The organism is Aestuariimicrobium sp. G57 (genome assembly GCF_050110855.1).
Lineage (GTDB): Bacteria > Actinomycetota > Actinomycetes > Propionibacteriales > Propionibacteriaceae > Aestuariimicrobium.
Genome location: NZ_JBNINW010000003.1, coordinates 530960 through 545864, shown reverse-complemented (window position 1 = coordinate 545864; position 14905 = coordinate 530960). Strand labels below are relative to the sequence as shown.

General features: G+C 68.7%; 14 protein-coding genes, 1 tRNA gene and 1 pseudogene. 7 read left to right on the top strand and 9 right to left on the bottom strand.

Going from position 1 to position 14905, the window contains the following annotated elements; translation table 11 throughout:
* Positions 1-85: 85 nt before the first annotated feature.
* Entirely contained in the window at positions 86-769 is a 684-nt protein-coding gene (locus tag ACQCX5_RS09595) for a cytidylyltransferase domain-containing protein (protein WP_434541802.1), read from the bottom strand.
* Positions 766-1740: a hypothetical protein gene (locus ACQCX5_RS09590; RefSeq protein WP_434541801.1), complete on the bottom strand. Its 975-nt coding sequence runs from the start codon at positions 1738-1740 to the stop codon at positions 766-768. Before ACQCX5_RS09590 ends, ACQCX5_RS09595 begins: the two co-directional genes overlap by 4 nt.
* 39 nt (positions 1741-1779) lie before the next feature.
* Between ACQCX5_RS09590 and ACQCX5_RS09585 the strand changes: the two genes are divergently transcribed.
* From ACQCX5_RS09585 to ACQCX5_RS09575, 3 genes and pseudogenes are all read left to right on the top strand, one after another.
* The gene (locus ACQCX5_RS09585) at positions 1780-2718 is read left to right on the top strand and encodes a glycosyltransferase (RefSeq protein WP_434541800.1); all 939 of its coding nucleotides are present in this window, start codon (positions 1780-1782) and stop codon (positions 2716-2718) included.
* A gap of 76 nt (positions 2719-2794) precedes the next feature.
* Positions 2795-3313, top strand: a pseudogene (locus ACQCX5_RS09580) (acyltransferase); the annotation flags it as partial.
* A gap of 41 nt (positions 3314-3354) precedes the next feature.
* On the top strand, positions 3355-4383 hold the full coding sequence (locus ACQCX5_RS09575) for a prephenate dehydrogenase (RefSeq protein ID WP_434541799.1): 1029 nt from the start codon (positions 3355-3357) through the stop codon (positions 4381-4383).
* Here the strand turns inward: ACQCX5_RS09575 and ACQCX5_RS09570 are convergent.
* A complete protein-coding gene (locus ACQCX5_RS09570; RefSeq protein ID WP_434541798.1) occupies positions 4358-4846 on the bottom strand; it encodes a VanZ family protein in 489 nt (162 codons plus the stop codon). The two genes, ACQCX5_RS09575 and ACQCX5_RS09570, sit on opposite strands and share 26 nt — an antisense overlap.
* A gap of 71 nt (positions 4847-4917) precedes the next feature.
* Between ACQCX5_RS09570 and ACQCX5_RS09565 the strand changes: the two genes are divergently transcribed.
* Together ACQCX5_RS09565 and ACQCX5_RS09560 are read left to right on the top strand one after the other, a co-directional pair.
* Positions 4918-5964: a MauE/DoxX family redox-associated membrane protein gene (locus ACQCX5_RS09565; RefSeq protein ID WP_434541797.1), complete on the top strand. Its 1047-nt coding sequence runs from the start codon at positions 4918-4920 to the stop codon at positions 5962-5964.
* Positions 5965-6083: 119 nt separating this feature from the next.
* Entirely contained in the window at positions 6084-6653 is a 570-nt protein-coding gene (locus tag ACQCX5_RS09560; protein WP_434541796.1) for a hypothetical protein, read from the top strand.
* A 125-nt stretch (positions 6654-6778) separates the two neighbouring features.
* Here the strand turns inward: ACQCX5_RS09560 and ACQCX5_RS09555 are convergent, their stop codons facing one another.
* From ACQCX5_RS09555 to ACQCX5_RS09530, 6 genes are all read right to left on the bottom strand, one after another.
* Positions 6779-7453, bottom strand: a complete 675-nt coding sequence (locus tag ACQCX5_RS09555) for a DUF6320 domain-containing protein (RefSeq protein ID WP_434541795.1) — start codon at positions 7451-7453, stop codon at positions 6779-6781.
* Complete coding sequence (locus tag ACQCX5_RS09550) at positions 7450-8835, bottom strand: alcohol acetyltransferase (RefSeq protein WP_434541794.1); 1386 nt, start codon at positions 8833-8835, stop codon at positions 7450-7452. Before ACQCX5_RS09550 ends, ACQCX5_RS09555 begins: the two co-directional genes overlap by 4 nt.
* A complete protein-coding gene (locus tag ACQCX5_RS09545) occupies positions 8832-9788 on the bottom strand; it encodes an alpha/beta hydrolase (RefSeq protein WP_434541793.1) in 957 nt (318 codons plus the stop codon). The genes ACQCX5_RS09550 and ACQCX5_RS09545 overlap by 4 nt, the downstream gene beginning before the upstream one ends.
* Before the next feature lie 494 nt (positions 9789-10282).
* Positions 10283-10365 (bottom strand) — tRNA-Leu (locus tag ACQCX5_RS09540).
* A 65-nt stretch (positions 10366-10430) separates the two neighbouring features.
* Positions 10431-11645, bottom strand: coding sequence for a cutinase family protein (locus tag ACQCX5_RS09535; protein WP_434541792.1), 1215 nt, complete (start codon positions 11643-11645; stop codon positions 10431-10433).
* Positions 11646-11700: 55 nt separating this feature from the next.
* The gene (locus tag ACQCX5_RS09530) at positions 11701-12168 is read right to left on the bottom strand and encodes a YbhB/YbcL family Raf kinase inhibitor-like protein (RefSeq protein ID WP_434541791.1); all 468 of its coding nucleotides are present in this window, start codon (positions 12166-12168) and stop codon (positions 11701-11703) included.
* Between the two features lie 163 nt (positions 12169-12331).
* Here ACQCX5_RS09530 and ACQCX5_RS09525 point away from each other — a divergent pair, with 163 nt between their 5' ends.
* Positions 12332-13777, top strand: a complete 1446-nt coding sequence (locus ACQCX5_RS09525; protein WP_434541790.1) for a GH1 family beta-glucosidase — start codon at positions 12332-12334, stop codon at positions 13775-13777.
* 14 nt (positions 13778-13791) lie between these two features.
* On the top strand, positions 13792-14877 hold the full coding sequence (locus ACQCX5_RS09520; protein WP_434541789.1) for a HEAT repeat domain-containing protein: 1086 nt from the start codon (positions 13792-13794) through the stop codon (positions 14875-14877).
* Positions 14878-14905: the final 28 nt, after the last annotated feature.

Genomic DNA, 14905 nt, shown 5'->3' with positions numbered 1-14905 from the left:
GCCACCTTTCCCGGGGGAGTGGTGACGACGTTATCGTGACCCCCTGACATTTTGTACTGCTGCAGGCAGGGGGATCAGTTCATCGTCAGCCCAGTCTCGCCATCACCGCCGTCGCCGTCTGCAGGTCGAACAGCGTGTCGATGTCGATGCCCTCGTCCTCGTCCATCACGAACAACCCGATCCGCCCACCCATGCGGTTGCCGAGTTCGCGGTACAACCCGCTGCGGGTCACATACACCGATCCCGTCTCGCGGTAGCGCAGGTCGCTGGGGGACATGTCCTGGCGGCGCCGGCGATGCTGCCAGTCCCAGTACGGTACGGCCGCTCCGTCCTGGTCCAGCCCCCACAGGAACGGCGGTGTCGGCACCACCCCGACCAGCGAGTCGAAGCCGCCTGCGATGAACTCGTCCAGTGCCCGCTGCAGCGTGCCCGGGCGGCGCACGGGTGAGGTCGCCTGCAGCAGCATTGTCACGTCGGGCTCGGTGCCCTGTTCGGCGGTCAACACGTCGAGGGCGTGCACGATCACGGGTTCAGTCGCGGTCGTGTCCTGGGCCAGGTCGTCGGGTCGCCGGACGACGTGCGCCCCCGCAGCCGCGGCCACGGCGGCGATCTCGTCGTCCTCGGTCGAGACGACCACCTGCAGGTCGGGCACGGCCAGCGCCTGTTCGATGGTCCAGACGATCAGCGGCTTGCCGTGCAGCAGTTGCAGGTTCTTGCGGGGGATGCCCTTCGACCCGCCGCGTGCCGGGATGATGGCGACTGCGCTCATGACGGTGCTCCTTCGTGGGCGACTTCGTGGGATTCTGGTTCCAGCAGCCAATACCGCTCCGTGGTGGGCAGGTGACCGGGCTTCGAGAGCCTGTTTTCGACGGGGTCCATCACATCGACCTGCGAGGCGTAGTGCTGAATGCGGGTGAACTTGTCGTCGACGTCGATGGGCAGCACGACTGCGGACGAACGGAGCCGGTGCCTCGCCAACAATTCGGCGACCGCGGCGTCGGCGGGCTCCGCCCACAGGTAGGGCAGGTCTTCGTACAGCGCGACGGCCGCGCGGTCGCCCCGCTGCCACCGCGCGGCGGCCAGGTGCAGCGCCAGGTCGCGCACCGCCAGGTGGTCATTGTTGACGGCCAACCCGCGCCGGCGGGCTGCGGCGCGGCGGCGCTGGTAGTCGGCGTGCATCAGTCGGCGGACGGTAGTTTTGCCGAAGGTGACAAGGCGTTTCGCCGGGTGCGGGGCTTCACGGGCAGGGCGCCCTGTGCGGGCTGCCTCGTCCGCTGCAGGTGGTTCGAGCAGGTCGGCATCACTGTGACGGCGCAGCCGTTCCCAGAATCCGGGCGCGACCCTGGCCCCTGCGCCGGCTGGCACGATCACCAGGCCCGCGGGGTGCTCGTCCCACCAGGCGCCCAGCACGGCAGCGAGCACCCCGAGGTCGGTTCGGCGTCGTCCGGGGTCGGAGTATGGCCCGTCCAGCAATGGCAGGTGCCGCACCGTGGCGTTCGTGCCCTCGAACGCGAGCAGGTCTTCTGTACGGCGGGCGGCGAGCGTCTCGTCCGAATCGGTGAAGCCGCATGCCCGGTCCCAGTCGGTCGTCACGGCAGGCTCCGGGGCGCCGGCGAACACGGTCCAGACCTCGACGGGGCGGGACTGCACGACCGCGGCGGCGCTGAACAGTACGTCGTCGAGGTGTGGTGACAGCGCAAGCACGTGCACATCGGGGTCGGTCAGTGCCACGTCGCGCATGGCGACATCCTAGGGTTGGTGTGGACAGGTGGAGGTGACATGGCTGCAGAGGCGACGCCGCAGATCTCCGTCGTGGTGCCCTGCTACAACGCCGCCCGCATCGTCGGGGTGCAACTCGAGGCGCTGGCCCGGCAGGTCGACGCGCCGGAGTTCGAGGTCGTGCTGGTCGACAACCGCTCCACCGACGACCTGGCTGCGGCCGCCAGCGAGTTCGCCGGCAGGCTCGACGTGCGCGTCGTCCGGGCCGACGACCTGGCCAACCCGGGCTACGCGCGCAACGTCGGGGTGGCCCATTCCCGGGCTGACAAGCTGGCCTTTTGTGATGCCGATGACCACGTCGGACGCACCTGGGTACGCGATGCCGCCGCGGCCCTCGAGGTGACCGAGGTGGTCAATGGGGGCGCGCAGCCGGTGGCGGCTGCGGACTTCGACCGCGGCCCCGAGCACCTCGATGCGCTGATCGGGCAGCCGCGGGATGTCGTGCAGGTGCGGGTGCCGAGCGCGCCGGAGCCCTACCCGATCCTTCTTGGTGGGTCGTGTGCGATGCGGCGCGAGGTTTATGTGGGGGTGGGGGGCTATGACGTCGCCGTGCGCTACGGCGTCGAGGACAACGACCTGGCGCTGCGACTGCAACGAGCGGGGTACCGGCTGGGACGCAGCAGCGGCATGGCGCTGGCCTACCGCACCCGCCCCGAGTCGGAACAGCCGTTGTCGCGGTCGTTCCGGGCGGGGGAACTGCATCTGCTGCTGGCGCACCGGCATGGGCTGTTCGGGCGTTCACCGAACCTGGGACGAGGCTGGTGGCTGGGGCTGGCCCGGTGTGGCGTGGCGGCCGGGAAGATGGCGCTGCGGCCCGACGACCGGGACTGGCGCGGGTTGGCGCGGCGGGCGGCGCTGCAGGCAGGGATGCTGGTCGGGCAGGTGCGCTACGGGGTGGCGGGCCGCTTGCCCGAGCCGAGACCGGGGGTCGGGTTGTGAGTGTGCCGGCCCGGGGCTGTTTTTGTCGGGGGCGGGTGCCAGACTGTGCGCATCGGCTGATCAAGGAGGATCGGGCATGAAGTTCGGGGTGCTGCTCGAAAAGGCGCCGGCGCTGCGCTATTACGCGTCGAAGCTGGTGATGCCGGTGGTGCGCTCGTCGTTCGGGCGGCTCGGCGAGGGCTCGGTGATTGTCAGCCCCCTGGCGGTGCGCGGCGTCGCCCAGATGTTCATCGGTCGCAACCTGCTGGTGCGCGAGCACGGCTGGCTGCAGACCGAGTTCGACTCGGTGCTGACCATCGGCAATGACGTGTTCATCGGCTACCGCTGCCACATCCACGCCGTCGACGACCTGACCATCGGTGACCACACCATGATCGCCAACGATGTCACGATCAGCTCGGGCGCCCACGGCGCCGAGAACCACCACGAGGTGCTCAAGGACGGCCCCATCACCATCGGCCGCAATGTCTTCATCGGTGAGCGGGTGCTGATCAAGGGCGGCATCACCATCGGCGACGAGGCGATCGTGGGCGCCGGGTCGGTGGTCACCAGGGACGTACCGGCGGGTGCGACGGTGGCCGGGGTGCCGGCGCGGGTGCTGTCGGACGGCTCCGGGCCCCGGTCGGGGACGTAGTCATGACAGGACTTCAGTTTCCCAGTGACCTGGCGGCGTGGCGCCGCTGGGCCGATGGCCGCGCGGGCGTACAGGGTGCCGTGCGCCGCGCGAAGGGGCGCGTCAGCGAGATGAGGCACCCGCCGGGCTCGGCCACGTTGTACCTGCCGGTGGGTGAGCCGACGTCGCTCATCGTGATGGACAATCTGTCGCCGAGTTGTCGACTCGTCATCCACGACCCGCTCAGGTACGCCGAACGGCTCGACCAGGTCGCGGTGCTCACTGGTGTGGCCGACCCGCAACTGCCGGGCGACGGGTGGACGGCGGTCGAGTTCATCGGGCCGGGCCAGATTCCCCGGACTGTCGAACAGGTGCTGTCACTGGGGGCATTCAACGCCCTGTCGGGTGTCGTCGAGCGCTGGGCGAAGACCCGCGACGTGCGGTTCGTGGTGGTGCAGCACGGTCTGATGACGCCGTGGGCGCCGCCGCTCAACGACGGTGACCACCTGCTGGCCTGGAGCGAGGCCGACGCCCACTTCTGGTCTGACGACCGGCCATCGATCACGTGGCAGGTGGTCGGCTCGCAGATGCTGTGGCAGGCAGGGCACGCGCCGAAGGTCGAGGTGCTTGATGACCGGCCACTGATGCTGGGGCAGCTGCACGGCATCGAACTGCCGAGGCTGCAGAAGCTGCGCGTCTATGAGCAGTTCTGCCTGGCCAACGACGCCGACTACCGACCGCACCCCGTCGAGACGGATGTGGCTTCACGGCTGGGCCACCAGTGGCTGCGTCGTCGTGGGGTGCCGTTCGAGACGAGTGGCGCGGCGCTGCCAGACCTCGGTCGTCCGGTGGTGTCGATCTTTTCGACGGGCACACTCGAGGCGGCCCAGCGGGGCCTGCCGGCATGGGTGCACCACCCCACTGCGCCGGAATGGGTGCATGACTTCTGGGCCCGCTACGGGCTGAGGCAGTTCGGGGACGACCCGACGCCGGCGTGGGAACTGGGGGACGAGGAACCGGCGGCGCTCATTGCGAAGGCGGTGGGGCTGTGACCTTGGCCGCACTGACCTGAGCTGGGTGGACCGGGGCTGCGCGGCGGTGCCGCCACCATCTGGTGGCCGCCACGAGACCTGCACCGATAAAGCCGCCAAGACCATTCGTGATCACGTCGACAACTTGCGCCGAGCGGTCGAGCGGAAAGTACAGCTGGGCGAGTTCCACCGCACCGCCGAGCACGGTGGCGGCAATCCCGATCACCCACCATGGCACCCGCGGAAGGGCGATCGCCGCACAGATCGCCAGCGGCACTGTCAGCGCGACGTTGAGTGCCGCCGCGACGACCCCAAGCGTGATCCACTCGTTGTTCGGCCAGCTGTAGATGCGCAGGCCCTCGTAGTAGACCCAGACGACAAACCGGTTCAGCTGCCACCCGATCGGCAGCAGGGTCAGCGCCAGTGCGCCAGCGGCACAGGCCACCAGTAGTACTGCTGCGGTCGTCCTGCTGCGAACTGCCATGGCTCGATCTTGCCCTGCCGTGCCAACTGGCATGATGTCGCGGGTGCGGTGCCGGTCCCTATGCTGATGCTGTGCTGGAAGCTTTCGGACTCGCCGCGCCACTGGTCATCGCCGCGGTGCTCGCCCTCAGCGCAGCCGCCAAGCTGCGCAGCCCGCAACCCGCGCGCGATTCGTTCACCTCACTGCGGCTGCCACGCTGGCTGACGAACTCTGCTGCGCCCGCGATGTTGCCGTGGGGCGAGTTGGTATTGGCTGTGGCGCTGCTGGTGTTGCCGGGCTGGTGGGGGGTGGCGGCCGCAGTGGCTGCACTCGTGCTGATGCTCGTCTATCTGGTGGTCATCGTGCGCGCCCTGGGGTTCGACGAACCGGTCGAGTGCGGGTGCTTCGGTGAGCTGGGCCTGGGTGAGGTCGACCGGCGGACCGCGTGGCGGAATGTGCTGCTCGTGGCCTTTTCGGCGGCTGCCCTCGTGACGGCCGTCACCGATGGCCGCGCGGTGGTCGTCCGCTGGTGGCAGGCAGGGGCGGATTCGTGGGGATGGTTGCTGGTCGCCATCTGTGTCGTGGCGCTCGTCGTGCTGGTCATCGGGGACGGGCGGCAGCTGCGTACTGCAGCAGCGCAGGTGCAGGGTGCGGACACCGGTGATGGTGAACCGCTGGACTACCTGCGCACCCCCATCCCCTTCGCCGAGGCGCTCGATGCCGAGGGACACCCGGTGCACCTGCGGGCGCTGGCCGCGCAACGGGCGCAGCTGTTGATCTTCCTCAGCACCACCTGCGCATCATGCCTGCGCATCACCGAGCAGCTGCCCGAATGGGTCGGCGTGCTCGAACCGTTCGTGCAGGTGCGCCCCGTCTTCGGGGGCAAGTCGAACCCGGACGAGCTGGGCGACCCTGGTCAGACACTGGCCCCGCTCGTGCCCACCGCGATTTTCGACCAGCCTGGTGTGCTGGCCAGAACCTTTCAGATGCCCTGGATGCCGAGTGCGGTGCTGCTTGGTGCAGATGGGATGCTCGCCGGCGGACCGGCCAACGGGGAGGCTGAGGTCGTGGAGTTGGTGGAGTCGGTGGCGGAGCAGATTTCCGAGGTGCGGGCGAGCGTGGCGAACCCTGCCGAGTGATCGCCCACACAAGCTGCAGATGCGCTTGAGATGACTCGACAACGTTATGAAACTCGCTTATTGTTTCTCGGGAGAGGGCCATCCCGGTCGGCTCCCGACCCAAGTGCTGTGGGGGACACATGTCAGAGAAGGTAGTATCGCGTCGCACCGTTGCGACTGGAATCGCCTGGTCGGTGCCCGCTGTGGCCGTTGCCAGTGCCGTGCCCGCGTACGCAGTGTCGGGCACGCCCCCGACCATCAAGGGAGGCAAGGCCTACAAGTGGCCGGGCAACAGCTGCCCCGGTACGCCCACGTTCACGGATGCCCAGAAGGCATACCTGTTCACCTTCCGGGTGACGAACACGTCCGACAAGACGATCTACCTGTACAGCGCGACGATCACCACCACGACGACTGGGTTGACCTTCAATGTGATCGGCGCAACCCCCGCGTTCGGGACGCCCATTCCCCCCGGCGGCACGGTTGATGTCGGCCTGTTCGCGAACGGCAGTGACAGCGGCAACCTCACCTTCACCGCGACGGCCAGCATCGAATGGGGCCACAACTACCCGGGGCCGGACCCGGACAACCACGCGCCGGTCACGCTCACGTGGCGGATCTGCGGCACACCCACCCTCCAGTCCGCTGGGTTCCCCGCCTGCACCAACCCCGGATACCAGGCACCGCAGGCTGACTGCGTCGTTCCCTGATCCGAGATCCACAGAGTTGAAACGGCGACCCCACGCGGGGTCGCCGTTTTGCGTGCTATGACGCGGCCGGGTCTCGAACTACTTCGGACTGGGGGCACCATGGGCCTCGTCCAATTGCGTATTCCTCACACATGCAGCCGCTTGCGCACCTCGTGCTGCACCTCGGCCCCGTGGAACACCTGCATCCACACCAGCATCAAGAACCCCATCGCCACCGAGATCCACGACGGCAGCGTCACCGTCACCCAGCCGAACGCCAGGAACAGCGCCGGCACGATGCTGAACAGCAGCGTCAGCCACGAATAGACCAGGTAGTCACCCGGCCGCATGCGGGCGATCCGCACCGCGACCAGCAGCGCGATGATCGAGGCGCCGCACAGTATCGGGATCACGAACGTCGTCGACCACGCCCGCCAGCCACTCAAGAAGTCGGCATAGACGCACAACCCCGCGAAGACCACCACCAGGTACACGATCGTCTTGGCGACGTGGTGGCCTTTGCGCACCGCGATCAGCGCCACCAGCCACAACGCCGCGAAACCGAGCACCATCAGCCGCACCCAGGGCTCCGGAATGAACACCATCGCCCCGAGCGTGCCCGCGATCACCACCAGCGACGCGCCGCCGACAATCCGCGCGATGGTGCGCCAGTTGTAGCGCACTGCCACGTCCGGCCAGGGCTGCGCCGCGGACGAGCCACTGCCCTCGTCGTGCCCGGCCCCGTCCAGGGCCACCCGGCACAGCGGGCATTGCGGCCACGCGCCGACCACCTCGGCGCCACAGGCTGGGCAGCGCGTCATGGCCGGCCACCGCTCGAAGCGCCCGACGCTGCCAGCTCGTCCTCGTTCACCTTGCTCGCAGCCACCCGCACGTCGACACCGCGCCCCGTCAGCCCCCGCACGAACGCCGCCTGATGTGCTGTCTCGACGAACGCCGAGGTGAAGCTGACCGTCAGCACGTCGCCATGGCTGATCATGCTGAACTGTGGGTGCGGGGTCGAGACGGCGATGAACACGGCCTGGACGTGCTGGTTGATGTCCTCGGCAAAGTCGAGCCGGCCGACGTTGGTCATGGCCACCGTCAGTTGTCGGCTGTTGAGCCAGTTCGCGACCCCGAGAATGACATCCTTCACCGGGCGCGGCAGCACCCGGGCGACCCACAGGTGCTCAAAGCCGATGAACTTGCGCAGCTTGGATTCCAGGGCGGCCGGTGTCGTCTGCAGCTTCAGCTGACCGGCGAGTGCGGTGCACATCTGGGCGAAGTCTGCCTCGTCCTCGTTGAACTCGAGCCGCGTGGTGGCGAAGAAGTTGCGCCCCGACTCAGAGGCGAACCGCTGGCGCAGGTCGACCGGCACAGAGATCGCCATCGTGTGCCCCTTCGCGGAATCGCCGTCGACCTCGCGCACCGCGTGCAGGAACAGCGCGGTCAGCAAGACCGTCAGTGAGACGCCGTGTTCGCGGGCGATCGGCAGCACCTGGCTGACCGGCATCGCCAGTTCGACGACCCGGTTGCGGTGGTCGGGGGTCAGGGTGCCGCGCACCCGGTGCACGCGGCGCTTTCGTGACCCGAACAGTTCGCGGGCCAGTCCCGGTGGACGACCACCGCCGGTGGCATCCTCGACCTGGTCCGAGGCCCCGAGCGGGGCCGCCTGGGCCGCCTCGGCGAACTGCTGCGGCAGCCGGGGGTGGAACTGGGTGAAGCTGTCGGGCACCAACCCCTGCTTGACCCCGGGTGGTTCGGCCGCGCGGCGTGCCTCGTCCGGGAACTTGAGTCGCAGGTATTCGGCCACCAGGTCTTGCAGCACCCAGCTGGCGCCGGTGCCGTCGGTGAGCACATGCAGCACCTCGAGGCTGAGGCGGGGGCCGTGGTACAGCACCCGGAACAGCAGGTCGCGGCGGTCGAAGCGGTACAGGTGGGCACACGGGGGCAGCGTCTCGGGCATCACCTGCGGGCGCAGGTCGCTCTCTTCGAGGTAGTACCAGAACACGCCGCGCCGCAGCACCGAGTGGTACAGCACGTACTGGTCGAAGACGACGTCGAGGGCCTGCTGCAACAGCTCGGGGTCGATGTCGTGGTCGAGCTGCGCGCTCAACCGGAACACCTTGGTGTCGACGCTGCTCATTGACGCGAGGAAGATGTTCGAGGCGTTGTCGAGGCGCACCCAGGCCCGGCGCTCGTTCATGGCAGCGGCTGGTCGAGGAACTCGGTGATCATGTCGTGCAGGCGTACGACGGGCCCGGCGAAGCGCGGCAGCGACAGGTAACCGTGCCAGGTGCTGGGCTGGCGCTCCAGGCGCACGCTGTTGCCGGCCTCGCGCAGCTTGTCGGCATAGGCCTCGCCCTCGTCGCGCAGCACGTCGAGTTCGGCGGTGACGACCAGCGCCGGTGGCTGACCGGTGAGGTCGTCGGCCAGCAGGGGAGCCACCCTCGGGTCGCGCCTGGCTGCGGCGTCGGGCACGTAGAGCGCCATGTAGTCCATGATGTCCTGCGCCTTGAGTGGGTATCCGGTGCCATAGAGCCGCACCGAGTCGAAGGGTGTGGTGGCGGGGTCGTGGTCGTACCAGGTGGCCGGGTAGAGCAGCACCTGCCGACTGGGCATTGGGCCACCGGACGACCTGAGCTGCTGGCAGACGACCGCCACGAGGTTGCCTCCCGCCGAATCACCCATCAGCGTGATGGCGCCGGCGTCGTCCAGATCGAGGACGTCGGGTTCATGCAGCAACACCTGGGTGACGCGCAGGCAGTCGTCAAACCCGGCGGGGAACGGGTGCTCGGGCGCGAGCCGGTAGTCGACTGACAGCAGCACGCGTCCGGTGGCATCGGCGAGGGCGGCGCACGAGGCGGTGTAGGTGTCGATGTTGCCGATCACCCAGCCGCCGCCGTGAAAGAACAGGATCACGTCGTCGTGGGTCTGCTGCTTGGGCAGGAACACCCGCACGGGGATCTCGTGGCCGTCATCGGCGACGATGGACCGGTCGAGGGCCTGGAATCGGCCGGTCGGCCCGGCGACGAGACGTTGGAGCAACCGCAGTCGCGGGTAGTTCTGCCGGATGTTCAGCCTGGGCGCCGAGACCAGCCCCAGCATGGCATTCAGCAGCGGGGGCGGCGTCGGGTTCTCGGTCCGTTCGGTGACCATGGACCTACTGTATGGGTGCGCGTGGAAGGGTTCGTCGCAGCGGTGCCGAACCGTTCGACTACCAACGGTTCGGCACCGCTGTGAGGGCTGAGGGGTGTGGACGGGGCCGGTGGCGGCGTTCGGCGGTCGGGAAGTTGCACAAGTGGCAGGGGTGCCAGAAGTGCAGCCTGTTTGGACGCCAGGAGGTGCACTGGTGGCGTGGGTGGCAGAAGTGCAACTTTGAGGGGGCGCGGCGGGCGGTTGGTTCGGGGTCGGTGTCCTGAACTCATCCGGGGGTGAGGCCCGGAACTTGCACAAGTGGCGTCGGTGCCAGGACTGCAGCTTTGGGGGTGCGGGGCCAGGGTCCCAGCCCGGGTTCAAGGCCCAATCCAGTCACAGCGGTGCCGAACCGTTCGTAGTCGAACGGTTCAGCACCGCTGTGCCCGATTGGGCTGGGTGGACGCACAAAACCCGGCCAGACAAGGTATTTCACCTTGTCGAACCGGGGTTCATTGTGCGCGAGAGAGGAGTTGAACCTCCACGTCCCAAGGGACACTGGCACCTGAAGCCAGCGCGTCTGCCATTCCGCCACTCGCGCGTTGCCGGATTTCTCCAGCCAGAAGAGATTAGCAGACCCCCGCCGCAGGATGCGAATCGAGCCCATCACCCATCTTCGCCCGGCCCCTGAACCTGCCGCTCGCCCAACTTGCGACGGTACGCCTGCATCGCGCTGGCGCGTCCGATCGAACGACCCCGCACCAACCCGAGGACGAACCCCACCACCAACGTGCCCACCGCGATCGAGGCCGCCAGCACCCACGTCGGACGCCTCAGCACCGACGGCGTCTGGGCCACCGGCGCCACCGTCACGGGCACGGGCGTCGGCGTCTGCGACAGGTCGACCGCAGCAATGGCCTCGCCGACCGCATCGAGTGTCGGCGCGATCGCCGCACCCGAATAGCCCAGATGGATCGGCCGGGTGCGGTCGATCTCGGCGGTCATCGTGGTTGAGCCCACCAGCATCTCGGCCATCGGCTGGGCGGCGTCACAGACCATGTCACCGGCCTGGCAGACCGAATAGGTCGAGGCATAGCTCTCGGGCGGGATCTCGTTGCCGGAGCTCGCCATGGCCTTGCGCACGTCGTCCATGCTGACCTTGCCCTCGTACATGTCGACGGTGGCCTGCAGCATCGACTCGACCGCGACCTGGCGGTTCGCGGACGTGGCACCCAACTGCCGCATCAGGTACAGGTAGCTGCCCAGCCCGATCGCCTCGGCGGTCGCCGACCCGGACAGTTCGCGGACATTCTGGCCGGGGTAGTGGTTCGGGTTGCCCAGCAGGATCGCCGCGACCAGCCGGTCACCCGGGTGGGTCAACGCCATCGCCCGGGTGATCACCTGGGCGCCCTGGCTGAACCCTGCCATCACCAGCCGCTCACCGGCGCAGCGGCGCAACGAGTCATTGACCACGGCCGCGAGCCGCGTGGCGCCGACGTCGGCCGAGTCGAAGTATTCCGTCGAGGGCATCGGCTTCTTGAACAGCAGGTCCTCGAAGTTCACCTTGCCCAGCGTTTGCGGGGCCACGGCGGGGTAGTCCAGCCAGACCTGGCGCACGGTGCCGGTGCGGTTCCAGCGCTCGACCAGCCCGTTGCGCACGCCCTTGACGGTGTCCCCGAACCCGTCCGGCTCGCCCGACCCACGCACGCCCACGAACAAGAAGTCGGCGCACTCCTGGCCACCCGCCTGGGTCGATTTCACCGGCTCGGACGACCACCCCTGGGCATGCGCGGCCGGGGCGGTGGCGACCAGCCCGGTCAGGGTGAGCGCGCCGACAAGCAGGGCAGAGATGATGCGGGTGAACTTCGTGGACAACCTCACGCGACCCATTCAACCCGGTCTGTGCGGGCGGCCCGAATCAGGCAGCCCAAACCCGTCAGCTGTTCGGGTTGGCGAACGTGGCGGTGAACGATGCCGAATCGAGTGCGGTGGCCAGCAGGGTGAACCGCACCTGCGCGCTCGTCGCGGTGTCGGGCACGTCGAGCTGGGCAGCCGGCAGCGCATAGACCGTGAACACATAGTGGTGGGCGGGTCCCGGCGGCGGGTACGGGCCGCCATAACCCACATAGCCGTAGTCGTTGACCCATTCACGTGCCGCCGCCGGCAGCGCGGCGCCCTCGTCCAACTGGGTCACCGTGGCGGGCAGGTCGATCGCCACCCAGTGCCACCAGCCCGAACCGGTGGGCGCGTCTGGGTCATAGACGGTGATGGCATACGACTGGGTGCCCTCGGGTGCCTCGGACCATGACAGGTCGGGCACGAGGTTCTGGCCACCGATGCCGCTCTCGGCGAAGCGGATGTCGATGCTGGCGTTGGGGGCGATGCCTTCGCTGTGCAGCTTCATTGCTGTCCTCTCCCTGGGGGTGCTTTCACCCTACTCGGGTGCTCTGACAATCGAGTCGAATCGATCGCCTCGCCCCGGTTCTTGTCGGTGGCCCCTACTAGGCTGGTCAACGACCCAGCTGGACCGCTGAACCGAATGACCGCTGAACCGAAAGAGGCCCCCGATGCCCGTTGCGCCACTGCCAGCACGCCAGCCGCTCGTCGGCGCGGAATTCCCCGAGGGGTTCGTGTTCGGCACCGCCACCGCGAGCTACCAGATCGAGGGCGCGGTGCACGAGGACGGTCGCGGCCCCAGCATCTGGGACACCTTCAGCCACACCCCCGGCAAGGTGGCCCGCGGCGAGACCGGTGATGTCGCCTGCGACCACTACCACCGCTGGCAGTCCGACCTGGACCTGATGGCCGACTATGGCGTGGATGCCTACCGGTTCAGCATCGCGTGGCCCCGCATCGTCCCCGGCGGCACCGGCGCGGTCAACCAGGCCGGCCTCGACTTCTATTCCCGGCTGGTCGACGGGCTGCTCGAGCGCGGCATCAAACCCGTCGCCACGCTCTATCACTGGGACCTGCCCCAGACCCTTGAGGACGACGGCGGCTGGCCGGCGCGCGGCACCGCCAACGCGTTCGCCAACTATGCCGAACTGGTCGGCGCGGCACTGGGCGACCGGGTGCACCAGTGGACGACCCTCAACGAACCGTGGTGCTCCGCCTACCTGGGTTATGCCTACGGCGTGCACGCGCCGGGCCGGGTCGACCAAGAGGCGTCGCTGCGTGCGGTGCACCACCTGAACCTGGCCCACGGCCTGGGCCTGCAGGCGCTGCGCGCGGCCGTGAGCAAGCCCGACGCGCTGTTCTCGATCACCAACAACCTCGAGACGCTTCGTCCGATCGACCCCGACTCAGAGGCCGACGTGATGGCGGTCGCCCGCACCCGCGCCATGCACAACGAGGTCTGGACCGGCCCGCAGCTGCTCGGTGAATACCCGCAGCTGGCCTTCGACGTCACCAGCCATGTCACCGACTGGTCGTTCGTGCTGGACGGCGACCTCGAGGCCATCCGCCAGCCGATCGACGTGTTCGGGCTCAACTGGTACACCCCGCAGTGGGTCGGCACCGGTGAGCGGCAGCCTGGTGATGCCGACGTGCGTTCGATGACTCCCGGTCTCGAGGGCAACCGGTACGCATTCCCCGGGAATGCTGAGTTCACGACCATGGACTGGGTGATCGATGACACCGGCCTGACCGAGATGCTGGTGTCGCTGTCGAAACTCGTGCCGGGCATGGCGCTGAGCGTCACCGAGAACGGGGCGTCGCAGGCAGACGTCGTCGACCGCGACGGCCAGGTGCACGACCCCGGCCGCGTCGACTACTTCATCAACCACCTGAGCGCCGTGCACCGGGCCATCGAGCAGGGCGCCAATGTCACGAGCTATTTCGCGTGGTCGCTGCTCGACAACTTCGAGTGGTCCTGGGGCTATGAACGCCGGTTCGGCATCACCCATGTCGACTACGAGACCCAGCTGCGCACCCCCAAGGACTCGGCGAAGTGGTACTCGAAGCTGGCCCGCACCAAGACCATTCCGTCTGCCGACCCGGCCACCTGGGCCTGAGTCGCGGGTGACCCGTGGCCGAGGACGACGACTGGCTGCAGATCGGTGAGCTGGCCCGGCGCACGGGGCTGACCACCCGCACGCTGCGCCACTACGACCACCTCGGTTTGTTGCAGCCGAGTGGCCGCTCGGCCGGTGACTACCGGCTGTATGGGCCCGATGACGTGCAACGGTTGTTGCAGATCCAGCACCTGAAGTCGTTGGGCTTGTCCTTGGACGAGGTGCGCGCGGCCCTCGACGACACAGCAGGGTTCGACGCCCCGGCCGCCCTCGAGCGGCACATCGCGGTGGTGCGGGCGCGATTGGCGGCCGAGGCCGAACTGCTCGATCGGCTGCTGGTGCTGCGGGGCGCGGCCGACGTCGGTTGGCAGCAGGTGCTCGACGTGATCGCCCTGACTGAGCGGCTGCGGCACCCCGATGCCGCGGTGCGGTTCGCGGCGACGCTCGAGGCCCGCGAAGCGGTGCCGCTGGCCGAGCTCATTGAGTTGTTGAAGTCCGACCCGGCGCCCGCGGTGCGTGAGGGCGCAACATGGGCGGTGGCCCACCACGGTGCGGCGGCCGTCGAGGCGGTGGTGGCCCTGCTGGGCGACCCCGACCCGGCCGTGCGCCTGCAGATGGCGCATGTGGCCTCGAAGCTGGCAGACCCTGCGGCCGTCCCCGGGTTGGTGGCGCTGCTCGACGACGAGGTGGCGGCGGTGCGGGCCAAGGCGGCCTTCGCGTTGGGACGGATCGCGGGTGACGAGCGGGCTCTGCGCGGCCTGGTGGGGGCACTGGGCGACCCCGACGAGGTGGTCGCGGGCAAGGTCGTCGAGGCGGTGTCGGGGTTCGGCGAGCCGGCGGTGGCGATGCTGGTGGCGGCGAGCGCTGATGACTCTGAACAGGTGCGTGAACGGGCTGCCGAGGCGCTGGGTGACGCCGGGGTTGCCGGTGCAGTGGCGCCGCTGGTGGGGTTGTTGGACGACGATTCGGCCGGGGTGCGGCTGGCGGCGGTGCTGGCGCTGGCGGGCATCGACGACGACGCGGCCAGCGAGGCAGTGGCCGCGGCCCGCCGCCACCACGATTCACGGGTGGCGGCGGTCGCGGCCAGGTTGGGCGGCTGAAGCCCGGGTCTTGTCAGGCTGGCAGGTG